Annotated in this window: 17 protein-coding genes; 8 read left to right on the forward strand and 9 right to left on the reverse strand. The window is 54.7% G+C overall.

Annotated elements, in window-relative coordinates:
* Positions 1 to 405: 405 nt before the first annotated feature.
* Positions 406 to 690, reverse strand: coding sequence for a DUF1651 domain-containing protein (locus SynA1544_RS05745; RefSeq protein WP_186515471.1), 285 nt, complete (start codon positions 688 to 690; stop codon positions 406 to 408).
* A 315-nt stretch (positions 691 to 1005) separates the two neighbouring features.
* Positions 1006 to 1227, reverse strand: coding sequence for a hypothetical protein (locus SynA1544_RS05750; RefSeq protein WP_186515153.1), 222 nt, complete (start codon positions 1225 to 1227; stop codon positions 1006 to 1008).
* Here SynA1544_RS05750 and SynA1544_RS05755 point away from each other — a divergent pair.
* Positions 1226 to 1474, forward strand: a complete 249-nt coding sequence (locus SynA1544_RS05755; RefSeq protein WP_186515154.1) for a hypothetical protein — start codon at positions 1226 to 1228, stop codon at positions 1472 to 1474. The genes SynA1544_RS05750 and SynA1544_RS05755 overlap by 2 nt on opposite strands.
* A 270-nt stretch (positions 1475 to 1744) precedes the next feature.
* The gene (locus SynA1544_RS05760) at positions 1745 to 1921 is read left to right on the forward strand and encodes a hypothetical protein (protein ID WP_255477742.1); all 177 of its coding nucleotides are present in this window, start codon (positions 1745 to 1747) and stop codon (positions 1919 to 1921) included.
* Between the two features lie 41 nt (positions 1922 to 1962).
* Here SynA1544_RS05760 and SynA1544_RS05765 read toward each other — a convergent pair whose 3' ends face one another.
* The 6 genes from SynA1544_RS05765 to SynA1544_RS05785 all read right to left on the reverse strand — a co-directional run bounded on the left by SynA1544_RS05765 (position 1963) and on the right by SynA1544_RS05785 (position 7420).
* Positions 1963 to 2808: a sigma-70 family RNA polymerase sigma factor gene (locus tag SynA1544_RS05765; protein ID WP_255477743.1), complete on the reverse strand. Its 846-nt coding sequence runs from the start codon at positions 2806 to 2808 to the stop codon at positions 1963 to 1965.
* 2111 nt (positions 2809 to 4919) lie between these two features.
* The gene (locus SynA1544_RS14670; protein WP_255477744.1) at positions 4920 to 5456 is read right to left on the reverse strand and encodes a DDE-type integrase/transposase/recombinase; all 537 of its coding nucleotides are present in this window, start codon (positions 5454 to 5456) and stop codon (positions 4920 to 4922) included.
* The gene (locus tag SynA1544_RS14675; RefSeq protein ID WP_255477738.1) at positions 5453 to 5794 is read right to left on the reverse strand and encodes a leucine zipper domain-containing protein; all 342 of its coding nucleotides are present in this window, start codon (positions 5792 to 5794) and stop codon (positions 5453 to 5455) included. Before SynA1544_RS14675 ends, SynA1544_RS14670 begins: the two co-directional genes overlap by 4 nt.
* Positions 5795 to 5973: 179 nt before the next feature.
* Positions 5974 to 6153, reverse strand: a complete 180-nt coding sequence (locus SynA1544_RS05775) for a hypothetical protein (protein ID WP_186515157.1) — start codon at positions 6151 to 6153, stop codon at positions 5974 to 5976.
* 327 nt (positions 6154 to 6480) lie between these two features.
* On the reverse strand, positions 6481 to 7074 hold the full coding sequence (locus SynA1544_RS05780) for a pentapeptide repeat-containing protein (protein WP_186515158.1): 594 nt from the start codon (positions 7072 to 7074) through the stop codon (positions 6481 to 6483).
* 40 nt (positions 7075 to 7114) lie between these two features.
* A complete protein-coding gene (locus SynA1544_RS05785) occupies positions 7115 to 7420 on the reverse strand; it encodes a helix-turn-helix transcriptional regulator (protein WP_038555531.1) in 306 nt (101 codons plus the stop codon).
* A 162-nt stretch (positions 7421 to 7582) separates the two neighbouring features.
* On the opposite strand from SynA1544_RS05785, the gene acsF reads away from it, so the two are divergent.
* Genes acsF through SynA1544_RS05805 form a run of 4 tightly spaced genes read left to right on the forward strand, consistent with a single transcriptional unit; the run spans position 7583 to position 10854 of the window.
* Positions 7583 to 8602 (forward strand): magnesium-protoporphyrin IX monomethyl ester (oxidative) cyclase, encoded by a 1020-nt coding sequence (gene acsF, locus SynA1544_RS05790; RefSeq protein WP_186515473.1) that lies wholly within the window; start codon positions 7583 to 7585, stop codon positions 8600 to 8602.
* Positions 8599 to 9483 (forward strand): fatty acid desaturase, encoded by an 885-nt coding sequence (locus SynA1544_RS05795; protein WP_186515159.1) that lies wholly within the window; start codon positions 8599 to 8601, stop codon positions 9481 to 9483. Before acsF ends, SynA1544_RS05795 begins: the two co-directional genes overlap by 4 nt.
* A 17-nt stretch (positions 9484 to 9500) precedes the next feature.
* Positions 9501 to 10169, forward strand: a complete 669-nt coding sequence (locus tag SynA1544_RS05800) for a glycosyltransferase (protein ID WP_255477745.1) — start codon at positions 9501 to 9503, stop codon at positions 10167 to 10169.
* Between the two features lie 10 nt (positions 10170 to 10179).
* Positions 10180 to 10854: a long-chain fatty aldehyde decarbonylase gene (locus tag SynA1544_RS05805; RefSeq protein WP_186515161.1), complete on the forward strand. Its 675-nt coding sequence runs from the start codon at positions 10180 to 10182 to the stop codon at positions 10852 to 10854.
* On the opposite strand, the gene SynA1544_RS05810 is transcribed toward SynA1544_RS05805, so the two are convergent.
* Complete coding sequence (locus tag SynA1544_RS05810) at positions 10829 to 11164, reverse strand: hypothetical protein (protein ID WP_186515162.1); 336 nt, start codon at positions 11162 to 11164, stop codon at positions 10829 to 10831. The genes SynA1544_RS05805 and SynA1544_RS05810 overlap by 26 nt on opposite strands.
* A 97-nt stretch (positions 11165 to 11261) precedes the next feature.
* On the opposite strand from SynA1544_RS05810, the gene SynA1544_RS05815 reads away from it, so the two are divergent.
* Positions 11262 to 11921 carry a biliverdin-producing heme oxygenase gene (locus SynA1544_RS05815; RefSeq protein WP_186515163.1) on the forward strand — a complete coding sequence of 220 codons (660 nt, stop codon included), beginning with the start codon at positions 11262 to 11264 and terminating at the stop codon, positions 11919 to 11921.
* Positions 11922 to 11997: 76 nt separating this feature from the next.
* Entirely contained in the window at positions 11998 to 12228 is a 231-nt protein-coding gene (locus SynA1544_RS05820) for a hercynine metabolism small protein (protein WP_186515164.1), read from the forward strand.
* The last annotated feature ends 129 nt before the right edge of the window (positions 12229 to 12357 follow it).

Genomic DNA, 12357 nt, shown 5'->3' on the forward strand with positions numbered 1-12357 from the left:
GTGCGTGCATCGAATGCCAGTGAGCCCTCACTTCAAGCGATGGCCAGAGCTGACTTGGGCTTCAATCGCTCGACCAAATCTTGGCCGTTGCGAATGATTTCTTTCACGCCGATGCCTGTTCAGTCGTGTCATCGAGGACATCTTGCTGAAGCTGCTGAACGGCGCAGAGGGCTTCATGCGCAGGCCATCCATGGACGTCCATCAACTCTTTAACCAGAGCATCAGGGGCCTGAGTGATCGAGGAGCGAATGGCATTGATGACTTTGTTGTCCCTTGCGAGTGCAGACAGCCGTAGAGCCCTAAGTCGTTGCGTGTTCGGCTGTTTCATAACAGCACTCTGGACTACCGCTGGTTTTGCTCCAGTTGCCAACGACTCGTAAGTACTGGGTTGCCCCGTTCACTGCCCTACCGAAGTGGAGCGGCGCATCTCCTCCAGCCCATTGACTTGAGTGCATTCCATTTTTCCAGCGCCTCTTGTCGCGTCATCAGTTGACTCCCCTGAGGAATCGGGTCGTCAGGTGGTCTCCAATGGAAGCTGCGCATGACGATCGACTCGCCTTGCGAGCCATCCTTGGAAGCGGTGAATTGGTAGTAAAGCTGCTGTGGTTCATTGACAAGCCACGCGCCAACTGACTTGTAGGAGAGTTCTTCAGTGATGAGCTCGCCCCATGGGAGAGGAGCCTGATCGATCGCTCAGACGGTTTTTTTCGTAAGTGAGCTGGCGGAGCCTTTCGATGTGCTGTTCATGCTCTCCGCTGCTCCAGTGCTGTGGGTAGGCAACCCGGGCTTGAAGCTCCGAGATCTCGTTATTGAGTTCTCTCGCTGGGTCCTCGGACCATGGGTCTTCCCCACTGTGGACTATCGCAACCCCCTACTGGCAGGGGGGGAGTGAATCTCCCTAATAACTCCCGGTGGGTCCTCCCGGGCCATCCTTCATTTGACGCGGCTACTGCCTTTGACTCACGGCAGCTGCAGTTGCGGCCGTGAGCTTCTAGTAGCCAAAGGTCAGTTCTGCTTGACCTCTTCGGCGTATTCACGCTCGAGGTGATCAAAGCGGGCCAAGCACTCTTCTGCGTCAGCCCAGCGCCCAAAGCGGCTGAACCAACGGCTGCGTAGCCCTTCCCACCTCATGCCCCAATGCAGTGACTCTGCGTAGGTCCGGCCTGTTCCACCGCTGTATGTGAGCCGACTTCGCGTTGATCGTTCAGCCATTGGAGCCTCCTCCATGAAGGAGACCCGTGGTGTGGGTATCCATGCTTACCTTCTAGTGGGGTTGGCCTGTCAGCTGCGGGTGACCAGCCTCGATCCGCAGGTGCGTTGTCTACTTCTGGGCGTAGTCGATCAAAAGTTGCTTTTGGAAGTTGAGCTGACGCAGCTTTTCGATGTTCTGCTCATTCTCTTCTTTGCTCCAATGACGTGGATTGGCGATTCGGGCCTCAAGCTCCGATATTGCGTCGTTGAGATTTGTCGTTGAGTCCTCGGTCCAAGGTTCACCTCCACAGTGGACCATCGGGTGATAACCATGGCTGAGGTGAGTAAATATCCTTTATTGCTACTGATGCCATCTCGTTCGGCTGTTATCAGTATGTGGGTGTCGTGCTCGTGCAGACCTCCTCTAGGTCGGTGGTCAAACTGAGGCGACGGGATGAGGGAACAGTTGGGTTTGCGCAACCTGCCCTCATCGCACCACGGTTAAGCAGCCAAAGTTGCAATGCTGCTTAGCATGCAGCACGAAGGGCAGAGCATGACGAACAGCACTCCGAACCTCATCGCTTGGCTGGCTGAATACAGAAAGTATTTAAACCTCGTCGCCGATGGTGCCAACGATGAGGCTGCACTTCTAAGGCAAGAAATTGAGGAGGGTCTCAATTGGGTTGAGCTGAGTTGGGCTGACCTTGAATTTGCAAATGATTCTGATTAGTAGACCAACGTCGACGAAAGAAGGTGTCACGTTGTCGTTATTCAGAGTGATATCAATGCTGGCGATATTCGCAGCTGAATGCGCAGGTTGATCAAAGCCCTGGTCTCCAACCGACGAACCCATTCTCGAGAAATACTCATTGATCTGCCGATCTCGGCAAGGGTGTGTCCCTCAAAGAAGCGCATACGAATAATTTGGGCATCTTGCTTATTTAGTCGACCAAGTGCGGCTTGGACTGCTTCCTCCATGTCAGTCACCTCCGGCTCTTCGCCAGGGGCTGCGATCCGATCCAGAAGGCTTCTACCTCCTTCTGTTGTTGCTGCATCGAGTGAGCAGCAGCGGGTGCGCTGGTCGTCGGCAAGGGTCTTCGTTATTTCCTCCACTGTTATGGCCAAATGATCAGAGATCTGTTGCAGCGTCGGCTGGTCTCCATGCTGCAAGGTCAGCCGCGAACTCACTTGTTTGATTTTTGAGAGCAGCTCCCTCCGGTTTGAGGGAATTCGGATCGTTCTGCTCTGCTGGCTGATCGCTCGGTTGAGCCCCTGACGGATCCACCAGTAGGCGTAGGTCGAAAACTTATACCCCCTTGTTGCATCAAATTTTTCAGCGGCTCGGCTCAGGCCAAGTGAACCCTCCTGGACCATGTCCTGTAACTCAAGGCCATTCCCCATCTTTTTCTTACAAACGGAGACAACCAAGCGGAGATTGCCTGCCATCAAACGTTCCTTAGCCCGTCTCCCGCGCCGCCGAACTTGTGCGGGAGCGGCTTCAGGTCCGCCAACGTATTGGAGCCATGCCTGGATTTGACGGGAGCAGTAGATCTCCTCTTGATCCGTTAGTAGGGGGACCCGTCCGATCTCCTGCAAGTAGTCGCCGAAAGAGTCCATAAGGCGACCTTTGTTTCAACGATCGTTGCAGGTTTTTCTGCGAGGTGGTGAAACCCCCCAGATTTCTCCGCACATTTGCTTGCATCAACATCTCTGCCACCTGTGCCGTAGTCACGGCGACGTATGCTGCGAAATATCCGATCGAGCAAGCTTGGTTAGCTAAAGCTTGACCTTTTTTTGCCTTTGAAGGCCCGCTTGTTACGCCATACGGCGAGATAGCCGCCGAGCCCCTAAGCCAACCAGTAATAGAAAAGGACTCACCTTTTGTTGTTCTTGCTCAGATCTGCATCCTGACTAGCGTTACAAGCTTCGGATTGAGCCAATGCCGGATCAGTCGCGCAAAGGCGTTTCATCAGTTCATCTTGATCGTGCTCGGACAATGGGCCGTCAGGAGACCATTTCAAGCAAGTTCTCCCAGTACACGTTTGGGGAATGAAGGAAGTGGCCACAAGGCTCTCCTGCTTTGATTCTGTCAATCTCCCATCCGGCACAGGCACCTCAATACCCCTGCTTGAGGACAAAAGAAAAACCCTGGAGAGTGACAGCTCCAGGGTGGTTCTCGAGGCAAAGACGAAAACCCTGTCGTCTCAGGTCCAGGGCTCTCGCTCGATGACCGAAGGAGGTGCTGACGCCCCTTCGATCTGTTTAGTTGACTCCTGTTTGGCTTTTTCCAATACCCCCGCATAGGGGTATTGGGCACCTGAAATACCTGAGAGGCTCAACTCATGCGGAAGGGCCGAGAGACCACAACGCGAGAACTGATTAGGAGGTCTCTGTAATGGCCAGAAGTGATGTGCATCCCCTATTGATGTGGTGGGATGAGGAACGTCGCAAAGTCGAGAACAAAGCTCTGGAAAGGCTCGACGCTCAGATGACTGGCCTTGAGTCACCTCAACACAAGCGTTTCCTTCGTGCTGAGGCAGAAGAGGAAGTACAGGGCAAAGTCGTATGAATCAGATGAGGCCGACCAAGCTCACCAGTACTTGATGCTTGGCAGGATCGCTAGAGCAATCCCAAGGGTGTGATGTCTCGCCTGTGGCGCTGGATCAGGTGAAGTACGGGAAGCCGATCGGCGGCTGGGAACTTGTCGTTCGTAGACCGTCTGAAAATTTTCTCGGTTATGACAATCCATCTTTCAGGCGGCGCGCCAATCGGTTCGGTCATCTTTGAAGGGATGCACGCTCCTTTTCGTGCTCTCGCCTGTCCATTGCACGCAATATCAACGGGCTCAGAGGAATCTCCTTTGGATTCAGCTCAAAGCCGCCGCGCACGTCGCGCTTGAAGATTCACTAGCGGAGCAATCTCAGGCAGCCTCTGTAGATCCAGCTCCATCGTCGGGGAAGGCCCAAGGCTCTTCCGCTTCTTTTGCTCTGCGCTTCTGCTAAACCTCAAAGCTGTCCTCCTCTTGCTGCTCAAGGAGCGGTTGATCGGCTGGATGGATGCCCATGTCGGCACCCTATGGGATTTCTTCGGTCTTAGAAAAAGTCTCAACTCGCCTCAGGAGCCCAGCTCATCTCCTTCTGCTACTTGAAAGGCCTAGAAGCCGAAGAAATTAAGGACTGCTTCTAAGGCTCCAAGCCCTAATAGGAAGTTGCCCGCGAGCAAAGCAAAGTCTCTTTTGGAGTTAGCCACAGTTGCAACGGTTGCTCCAACGAATGCCAATAGCAGAAACCTAAAGAAAATCGGAAGACCCAGCATTGAGTTCCATGTAGTTCCCGAATGAGTTATGTAAACCACTGCGACGCAGTGGATTATCCGCTCGATACCAACTTTGAGTAGCTTAATTTCTCTCAAAAGAGGTAATGCTTATGACGAGGGCTGCCCCCGTGCGGTGACTTCCTTGAGTTTTCCGCTCTGCTCAGTCAACAAAAAAGGGGTAGACCCCCTAAGTCCGCCCCTTCGTATTTGTTCGACGCAGAGAAGGGCACCACTGTCCTCTCCTCAACACTGACTGGGTAGGTGCCGATATGTAAGCCCCTGAACACCAATTAGGCATTAAGACTCTTGAGGGGGAAAGCCAAGTATTTGATGATTTCGATGGCGCAAGCGCCACTACCAGCGCTTCGGGAGATGTAGTTCGCGGGTCCCCCTAGCTGTGTTTTCTCACCAGGTCATTCAGTAGCCCGTAACCAGCCGAGCTGCTGAATGGGAGTGCGGCCCGCCAAGGCCATGTGGCACCTGCGGCCGTTATAGATCGCCAGATAGCGCGGCAACCACCGGTTCCGTTCCCCTGAGGTCTGGAATGGCATGGAGTAAGCCCATTCAGCCAGCAGGGTCTTGATGAACCGCTCCGCCTTGCCGTTGGTTCTGGGTGTGTAGGGCCGAGTGCGTTTGTGCGTCAGGCTCAGGGCTATGCACGCCTCTCTCCAGGGCTTGGAGCGGTAGGCGCTGCCGTTATCGGAGAGCACACGCTTGCACGTAATCCCTTGGGTATCGAACCAGGCCACAGCCCGCAGGAGGAATCCGACGGTCGTGGCCTGCTTCTCATCCGGCAGCACTTCGGCGTAGGCAAGGCGAGTGGCATCGTCGATGGCCACATGGGCTTTCTCATAGCCCGCGCCACGGCTGGATCCCAGACGCCGATCACCCGTGATCCGGTGCCCGATGCGTTCAAAACGGGCTAGCTGTTTGGTGTCGACATGAATCATGCGAGACCCAAGGCCTTAAGCACCCTCCCCACGGTGGAGAGGGGTGCCGATAAAACCCGGGCGACGCGACGGAGGGTGCAGCGCTCATGGCGGAGGGCAACAGCGTGCTGCAGTTGCTGTGGATTGAGCGTCCGCCGCTGAGTGCGGCGAACACGACGTCGATCCACCAAAGCCGCTGCACCGCCTGAGCGGTAGCGGGCCAGCCACGTGTAGGCCGTTCGCAGGCTGATCCCAGCCTCCGCTGCGAGAACGGAGAGAGTGCACCGATCGTGAATGTGTCGACGCAACAACCGTTCACGGCCGAGAGGTGTCAGCCGAGCATTCGGGTGGGTATGCATGGGGTGTGGGGTCTGTGGGTCGGAGGTGACACCCGGACCATGACGACCTCACACCCCTTTGTCAGCTGAACAACCTGGTGGGACTACACACTTAGCCCGCGTCTCCCTAAACTATCAAGCCTCAGGGGACTAGTCGACTTGCTTCTGCCAGGTGGTTCTCCAGAGCTTGCAGCTCTTCTTTAGGTGTTCATTCTGCTGCGGCTGCCTCTGTCAGAAGGATCGGGCAATGAGACGCTCACTGCCGCAATGATGATCGCCGTTGCATTGGGCTTGAACCGCGCATAGCTCTTTAGGTGAACCTCGATGGTGCGCCCCATTGCTTCGGAGATGTTGGCGATTGGCGCGTTCGAGGTATGCATCCCTTGGCGTAGCGATACCGGAATGAATACGAGGTGAGATGGCGGCAACCGGCGTGGCGGGTGGTGCTGTTCTGCGCCGGAGTGGGTGGTTTGAGCCTGGCTTGATCCATTCCTCTGCAGAATTACTGCATTGATGGGGGGCTTGGTGGCTGGAGCTGGTGTGAATCCTGCTGATCAGTGTTGGGGTTTCTGGCCGCTGCTGCCACTTAGCTATTTGTCGTGGCAAGAGGTCTGAGGGGCTTGTCCCTAAGTTGTCCCTCGTTTTTTGTGCAACTGGGATCAATGTTGTGCAACTCCCAGGGGGATTGCCCTGATTGCGGACCTTGCCTAAGGGTTCAGATGCTCGGGGAGAAGAGCTCCTTTCAGCTGGGTGTCGCTGAGGTCGCACCCGCTTAGATCTGCTTCTCGCAAATCGCAGTCGCTAAGGTCAGCTCCATACAGGCAGCTTTCACTCAAATCTGCCCCCCTGAGATTGGCACCTTGGAGCTGAGCAAAGCTCAGGTCTGCCAGGTGCAAGTTGGCTTCACCGAGGTCAGTGAATTGATCGAGACCTGAGCGGAAATCTGCATCTACCAACCTTGCCCCCTGCCAAATGCTTCCGGCGGCAAGAACACCGCGAAGGCAGCATCGATGCATAAAAGCTCCGCTGAAGTTGGCTTTTTGGAGCCTGGCACTGGATAGGTCGGAATCATGCCATTTCGAGTATTGCGCTGAGGCGCCTGATAAGTCTGCTCCCCATAGAAGTGCTTGCTGGAACGAACACTCCTGGAGATTGGCTTCAGAAAATATTGCATGCCCGAATCGCGACTCCTTGAAGTTCCCATTGCGTAAATCGCAACCATGCAGGTCGAGCTCCAGCCCATTCACACCATGGAAATTCAGGTTGGGGAAGGACGTTTGTCCTCCCTTCAACTGCCGCATGAGTTCCTCAGCGGTGGTGGGGGGGGGTGGTCCGCCACCATCAGAGCGAAGCGCTCAGGGCATCCAGCTGTTGTCGGCGAGATTCCTTCAGCAACTTGTCTCCCTGAGCCAAGAGCCGATAAACAGAGCGATCGATCACTTCATAGAAAACAAGTGATCCCTCTGGGCATCGCCTCACAACCCCGGCGATCGTGAGCAGCTTGAGATGTTTCGACACCAGGGCTTGGCTCAGCCCCGTGGTGTCCACAACCGCGGTGACATTGCGTTTTCCTCCCCGCAGGGCCTCAAGAACGGCCAGGCGGTTGGGCTCTGAGAACACCTTGAAGTATTCGGCTAGGTGTTCCACGTCGGAGAAGGTCAGAGCTGTCGTATGAGATTAGCGCGTGAACGCCAGATCCTCATGTATGGTTATAACGATTCTGTTATAACGCTTTCACATGGTTTTGGTTGGCTTGAGGGGGCTGCCCGCTCCCTGCCTTGTCTGGGCGGGGCTTTTGCTTTGAAAGCGATGAGCACAGTGATGACCAAGGGCTCTGCTCTTCATCTGCGGGAAGACTTGCTGACTCCTCGCTTCTACACAACGGAAGTCGCCAAGGCGGCGCGTACCGATCTAACGCTTCAGCGCTCTGCCTTTGAGGCGATGCTTGCTGAGATGGAGGCGGATTACAACCGCAATCATTTCGATCGCAAGGCTCCACTGGGTCGTCTTCGGCAGCTGGACCCTGAGCAGAAGGTTGCTTATGAAAGTTATCTGGTGCGCTCCTGCGTTTCGGAGTTTTCCGGATTTCTGCTGTTCAAAGAACTGTCCCGCCAGTTAAAGCTCGCGGGGCGCAACGACCTCAGTCGCCTTTTCTCCTTGATGGCGCGTGATGAAGCCAGGCATGCGGGCTTCTTGAACCGTGCACTGGTTGCGGAGGGGATTGAGATTGATTTGCCAGCACTCAGCGGTAAGAGGCCGGTGACCTGGTTCCCTTTGAGCTGGGTTTTGTACTCGGTTTACCTCTCGGAAAAGATCGGTTACTGGCGGTACATCCTCATCCACAGGCATCTGAAGGCCCATCCGCAGAATGCCTTTGCCCCTTTGTTCGATTTTTTCGAACCCTGGTGTCAGGACGAGAACCGTCACGGCGACATCTTCAACATGTTGATTCGTTGTTGGCCCGGATTGAGTAGTGGGTTGCGCGGCCGTCTTCTCAGTCGCTTCTTCTTGTGGAGCGTTTTCCTGACCCACAGCCTCACAGTGTGTGAGCGCGGCAATTTTTATCGCTTGCTTGGTATGGACCCCGATCGTTTCGATGAGGAGGTCATGCGTCAGACCAACCGAACCGCTCGTCGTGCATTCCCGGTGGTCTTTGTTCTTGGCCCGCGTTATTTCCTGCTGCGAGATCGGCTTGTGGAGACCTTTCGAGCCATCAAATCTGCGGAGGGTCAGCCCTTGCGCAAGCTTGGCCTGAAGTTGCGGTTCGGCTGCTTGCTGCTGCAGCAGTTCTTGCAGCCGATGGAATCCTCATTGGAGGCGCCGGCATGAACCAGCTTCTCCCTTTTTCGGCACCCCCGCTTCGTCGAGGTATCGCTGTGAAGCCACGGGAACTGTCGCGTCGTTGGGGCACGACTCTGTTCATGGTGGTGATTCATCTTTTGGCCGTGGTGGCGTTGATGCCGCGCTTCTGGAGTGGCTCGGCGGTCGTTGTTCTTTTGGTTCTTTATTGGCTGACCGCCTGCATTGGCGTGACCCTCGGATACCACCGTTTGCTTGCTCACCGAGCCTTTGCGGTACCGCGTTGGCTTGAAGCCTTCATTGCCACCTGCGGCACCTTGAGCTGTCAGCACGGTCCCATCGATTGGGTGGGTTTACACCGCCACCACCACCTCCATTCCGACGATCCCGCTGACCATCACAACAGTCATCTGGGCTTCTGGTGGAGTCATTTTGGATGGATGCTGAAGGATATCCCCGCCCAGCATTACGTCCGCCAGCTCACCCCTGACATGCAGGAGGTGCCTTACTACCGCTGGCTGAATCACAATTTTTTGCTGCTGCAGCTTCCACTGGCGGCGCTCTTGTTTCTTTTGGGTCGCATCCTTGGTGTGGGGGGCTGGGCCTTGGTGCTTTGGGGCATTCCTCTGCGCCTTTTTCTCGTTTATCACGTCACTTGGTTCGTTAATTCAGCGACCCATCGCTGGGGGTACGTGAGCTACCCAAGTGGTGACCAGTCTCGTAATAACTGGTGGGTTGCGTTGCTCACTTTCGGTGAGGGCTGGCATAACAACCACCACGCCTACCCAAGTAGCGCCCGGATGGGATTTCGCTGGTGGGAGCTTGATATCACCTGGTTGCATATCCGGTTTCTTCAGTCAGTTGGTCTTGTCAGACGGATTCGCCTTGCACCCCCTTTGAGGTCCTTTTAATGAATGCTCTCAATAGCATGCGTGTTTTCATCGGCTTTGACTCCCGTGAGGGTGTCGCAGTCAATGTCCTCACAGACTCGATTCAAGCGAAAGCCAGTCGCCCGGTTCAAATTGCACAGGTGAGGCTGAGTCAACTGGAGGGGGTGTATCAACGGCCCAAAAATCCTCTCCAAAGCACCGAATTTTCTTTCTCACGTTTTCTCGTCCCGTGGTTGTGCAATTTCGAGGGCTGGGCCCTTTTTATTGATGCAGATATGGTTTGTCTTGGTGACATCGCTGAGCTCTGGGACCTTCGCGATCACCAATACGCCATTCAGGTTGTAAAGCATCAGCATCACTGCGAGGCAGGCCTGAAGTTTCAGGGTGAACCTCAAACGCCCTACGAGCGCAAGAACTGGACTTCTGTGATGTTGTTCAACTGTTCTCGTTGTCGGGTGCTTACTCCCGAGTTGGTGAACTCAGCTTCGGGGTTGCATTTGCACCAATTGCGCTGGTTGAAAGATGAAGAGATTGGTTCTCTTCCACCCCAGTGGAATGTGCTTGTTGGTGTTCAGCCAGTTCCTCAAGATGCACGCATTCTTCATTACACCTTGGGTGGTCCTTGGTTTGAAGACTGCAAGTCCATGGTTCTTGCCGATCGATGGCATGAGGCACATCGCGCATTGAACCACCCCATTCCTTTTTGATTTTGAGGCCATGATCGATTACAAGTCGTCGTCTTATTGCGATGCCTACAGCAGGGTGAACGCCTTGGTGATTGTGGGAGAGGCCCTTGCGGACCGTCATTTCCGCTCCCTTGCGCGTCTGATCCCTGAAGATGAGAAACATCTCCTGATGCTTGCCGCGATGGAGGGGCGTCACACCGTTGATTTCTCCTCCTGTGGTCGCAACCTGGGCGTGAAGCCGTCGATGGCAACTGGAAAGTCATTGTTCACTGCCTTGGAACGTCTGTTCCGTGCTTTGGAGAATTCAAGGGATGTTGTTGGTTGCCTGGTTTTGCAGGGGCTGATTATTGAGTGTTTTGCAGTAGCCGCATATCGCGCTTATCTACCGGTTGCTGATCCGTATGCCCGAGCGATCACAGTTGCTGTGATTGATGATGAAACGAAGCACTTGAATTATGCGGAGTGCTGGTTGCAGGCCATGGGACAGCAGATTCATTCACAGATCGTGCACATTTGCGAGAAGGCCTTGCCGCTCACCCTTTCAATTCTCAAGGCTATGAAGAGTGATCTTCATGCCATCGGAATTGATTGCACTGATCTTTTGGCATTCTTTTGCGAAGATTTCACTCAAGCGCTTTTTTCTGTTGGGATTCCTCTGGCAGATGCCCAGCGCTTGTTGATTAAAACCGCTGCGGTTGAACACTAATGTTCCCAGCAACACCTTTGGGCGGTAATGCCGTGGCGTGAGTCTCCAGCCAGCTGGGACTGACGTCGATTTGGCTGATTGTTCCTCCAAATCGGAGCTGGAGCCAATCAGCTTGGCGTCGATGCTTGCAGAGCACGGCTTCGCCATGCGCTTCAGGCGAAGCCTGCCTGGCCAAGCTCAGTGGTAAAAACCAGATTTGGATTGCTTTTGCTGCCTTGCGCTGCTCCAGCATCAGTTCATTCAGCTGACCATCGCCGCTGAGGTTCGGGGCGATGACCATCAATCGATAAAGGGAGAGGCTCTTGCCCATTGCGCTGATTCCAAATTGCTAAAATAATGGTAGCGTTATATCGTGTTTATGGTTAGAGGCTTGCTTTATGTATTTCTTTTCGCTTTCGGGTGGAGCCTTGAACGGGCAGCGCGATAGCTCTGTTGCCTCTTTTCAGGTGAGCCACGGGCCGCGTCTGCAACGGTTGCATTGCCGTCTCGCTGAAGCTCATCCAGAGGCTGAAGCCATGGGCTTTTTGCATCAGTTCCTGGATGGTCGCGCGACCCCTCGCCAGATCGCAGGGCTGATCCGTGGATTGGCCCCCGGCTATCGGTTGCTCGAGGCTTTGGCGCCTCCCATTGCGAAGGCGTTCGGTTCCACGGCGATTCCCTGGCCTGCGCTGATGCGATCCGATGCTTTGGATCACGATCTTTTTTGCTTTCCCGGCTCTCTTCACACGCCACCCAGTGCCTTTTCCAAGGAATGGCAGCGCCGGATCAGGATGCTGGCGGCTCAACATCCGCATTGTCTGCTTGCTCATGTTTACGTGCGTTATGGCGGTGACCTTTTGGATGGGCAGGGGCTTGGTCCTTATGTGAATCTCAGCCTTCAGTCGGCTGCGTATGAGCCATTGCTGTTTTGGGATTTTCCATATTCTGTGTCGCTCTTAAGGGAGCAATTCCATGCTGGATTTGAGCAGCTCCAGCTCACCGAGCAGCAAGATGATGAGTTCTTGGATGAGGCGGTCAATGCATGCCATTTGAACCAGTCTCTTCTTGGGGAGTTGTCGTCCTTTTGATTCATTCAACTGTTTGGGTGATTCACCTCTTGTTGCGCCAATGGGCGCATCGTTTGTTGTTTTCTGAGTTCTTCTTATGTCGCGTGAAAGTCAACGTCTTGCGGTTCGGCAAGCCCGAGAGTCTTTGATCCGAAAGTTGGATATTGTCTTTAAAGAGGCCTTTGAGGGCATTGATGCGGAGGCTATGGGTGAAGGCGCTGTCGCTCGACTAACGCAGCTGATCCTTCAAACTCGGGCGCAGGCCTTGGCCAGTTTGGAGCGTGAAATTGAGGCGCCTTTGATCACTCGCCCTCCGTCCTCTGATTGATCGTTAAAGCTCCGGTCTTTGTGTTCATTTGGGTCTTCTGTATTGGACATTTGATTCGGTGGGGTAGGGGGGGCGCTGCGTGTGAGGGTCCTGTGTCAGCTGCTGTTGGTTGCTGTTGCTGACTCCGTG

The organism is Synechococcus sp. A15-44, assembly GCF_014280115.1.
In the GTDB taxonomy this organism is placed as follows: Bacteria; Cyanobacteriota; Cyanobacteriia; order PCC-6307; family Cyanobiaceae; genus Parasynechococcus.

What these genes read in the sequence shown, in the direction of transcription:
- SynA1544_RS05755 (WP_186515154.1), top strand. Translation starts at nt 1,226, where the DNA reads ATGAAGGAGACCCGTGGTGTGGGTATCCATGCTTACCTTCTAGTGGGG.
- SynA1544_RS05750 (WP_186515153.1), bottom strand. Translation starts at nt 1,227, where the DNA reads ATGGAGGAGGCTCCAATGGCTGAACGATCAACGCGAAGTCGGCTCACA.
- SynA1544_RS05760 (WP_255477742.1), top strand. Translation starts at nt 1,745, where the DNA reads ATGACGAACAGCACTCCGAACCTCATCGCTTGGCTGGCTGAATACAGA.
- SynA1544_RS05765 (WP_255477743.1), bottom strand. Translation starts at nt 2,808, where the DNA reads ATGGACTCTTTCGGCGACTACTTGCAGGAGATCGGACGGGTCCCCCTA.
- SynA1544_RS14670 (WP_255477744.1), bottom strand. Translation starts at nt 5,456, where the DNA reads ATGATTCATGTCGACACCAAACAGCTAGCCCGTTTTGAACGCATCGGG.
- SynA1544_RS14675 (WP_255477738.1), bottom strand. Translation starts at nt 5,794, where the DNA reads ATGCATACCCACCCGAATGCTCGGCTGACACCTCTCGGCCGTGAACGG.
- SynA1544_RS05775 (WP_186515157.1), bottom strand. Translation starts at nt 6,153, where the DNA reads ATGCATACCTCGAACGCGCCAATCGCCAACATCTCCGAAGCAATGGGG.
- SynA1544_RS05780 (WP_186515158.1), bottom strand. Translation starts at nt 7,074, where the DNA reads ATGCGGCAGTTGAAGGGAGGACAAACGTCCTTCCCCAACCTGAATTTC.
- acsF (WP_186515473.1), top strand. Translation starts at nt 7,583, where the DNA reads ATGAGCACAGTGATGACCAAGGGCTCTGCTCTTCATCTGCGGGAAGAC.
- SynA1544_RS05795 (WP_186515159.1), top strand. Translation starts at nt 8,599, where the DNA reads ATGAACCAGCTTCTCCCTTTTTCGGCACCCCCGCTTCGTCGAGGTATC.
- SynA1544_RS05800 (WP_255477745.1), top strand. Translation starts at nt 9,501, where the DNA reads ATGCGTGTTTTCATCGGCTTTGACTCCCGTGAGGGTGTCGCAGTCAAT.
- SynA1544_RS05805 (WP_186515161.1), top strand. Translation starts at nt 10,180, where the DNA reads ATGATCGATTACAAGTCGTCGTCTTATTGCGATGCCTACAGCAGGGTG.
- SynA1544_RS05810 (WP_186515162.1), bottom strand. Translation starts at nt 11,164, where the DNA reads ATGGGCAAGAGCCTCTCCCTTTATCGATTGATGGTCATCGCCCCGAAC.
- SynA1544_RS05820 (WP_186515164.1), top strand. Translation starts at nt 11,998, where the DNA reads ATGTCGCGTGAAAGTCAACGTCTTGCGGTTCGGCAAGCCCGAGAGTCT.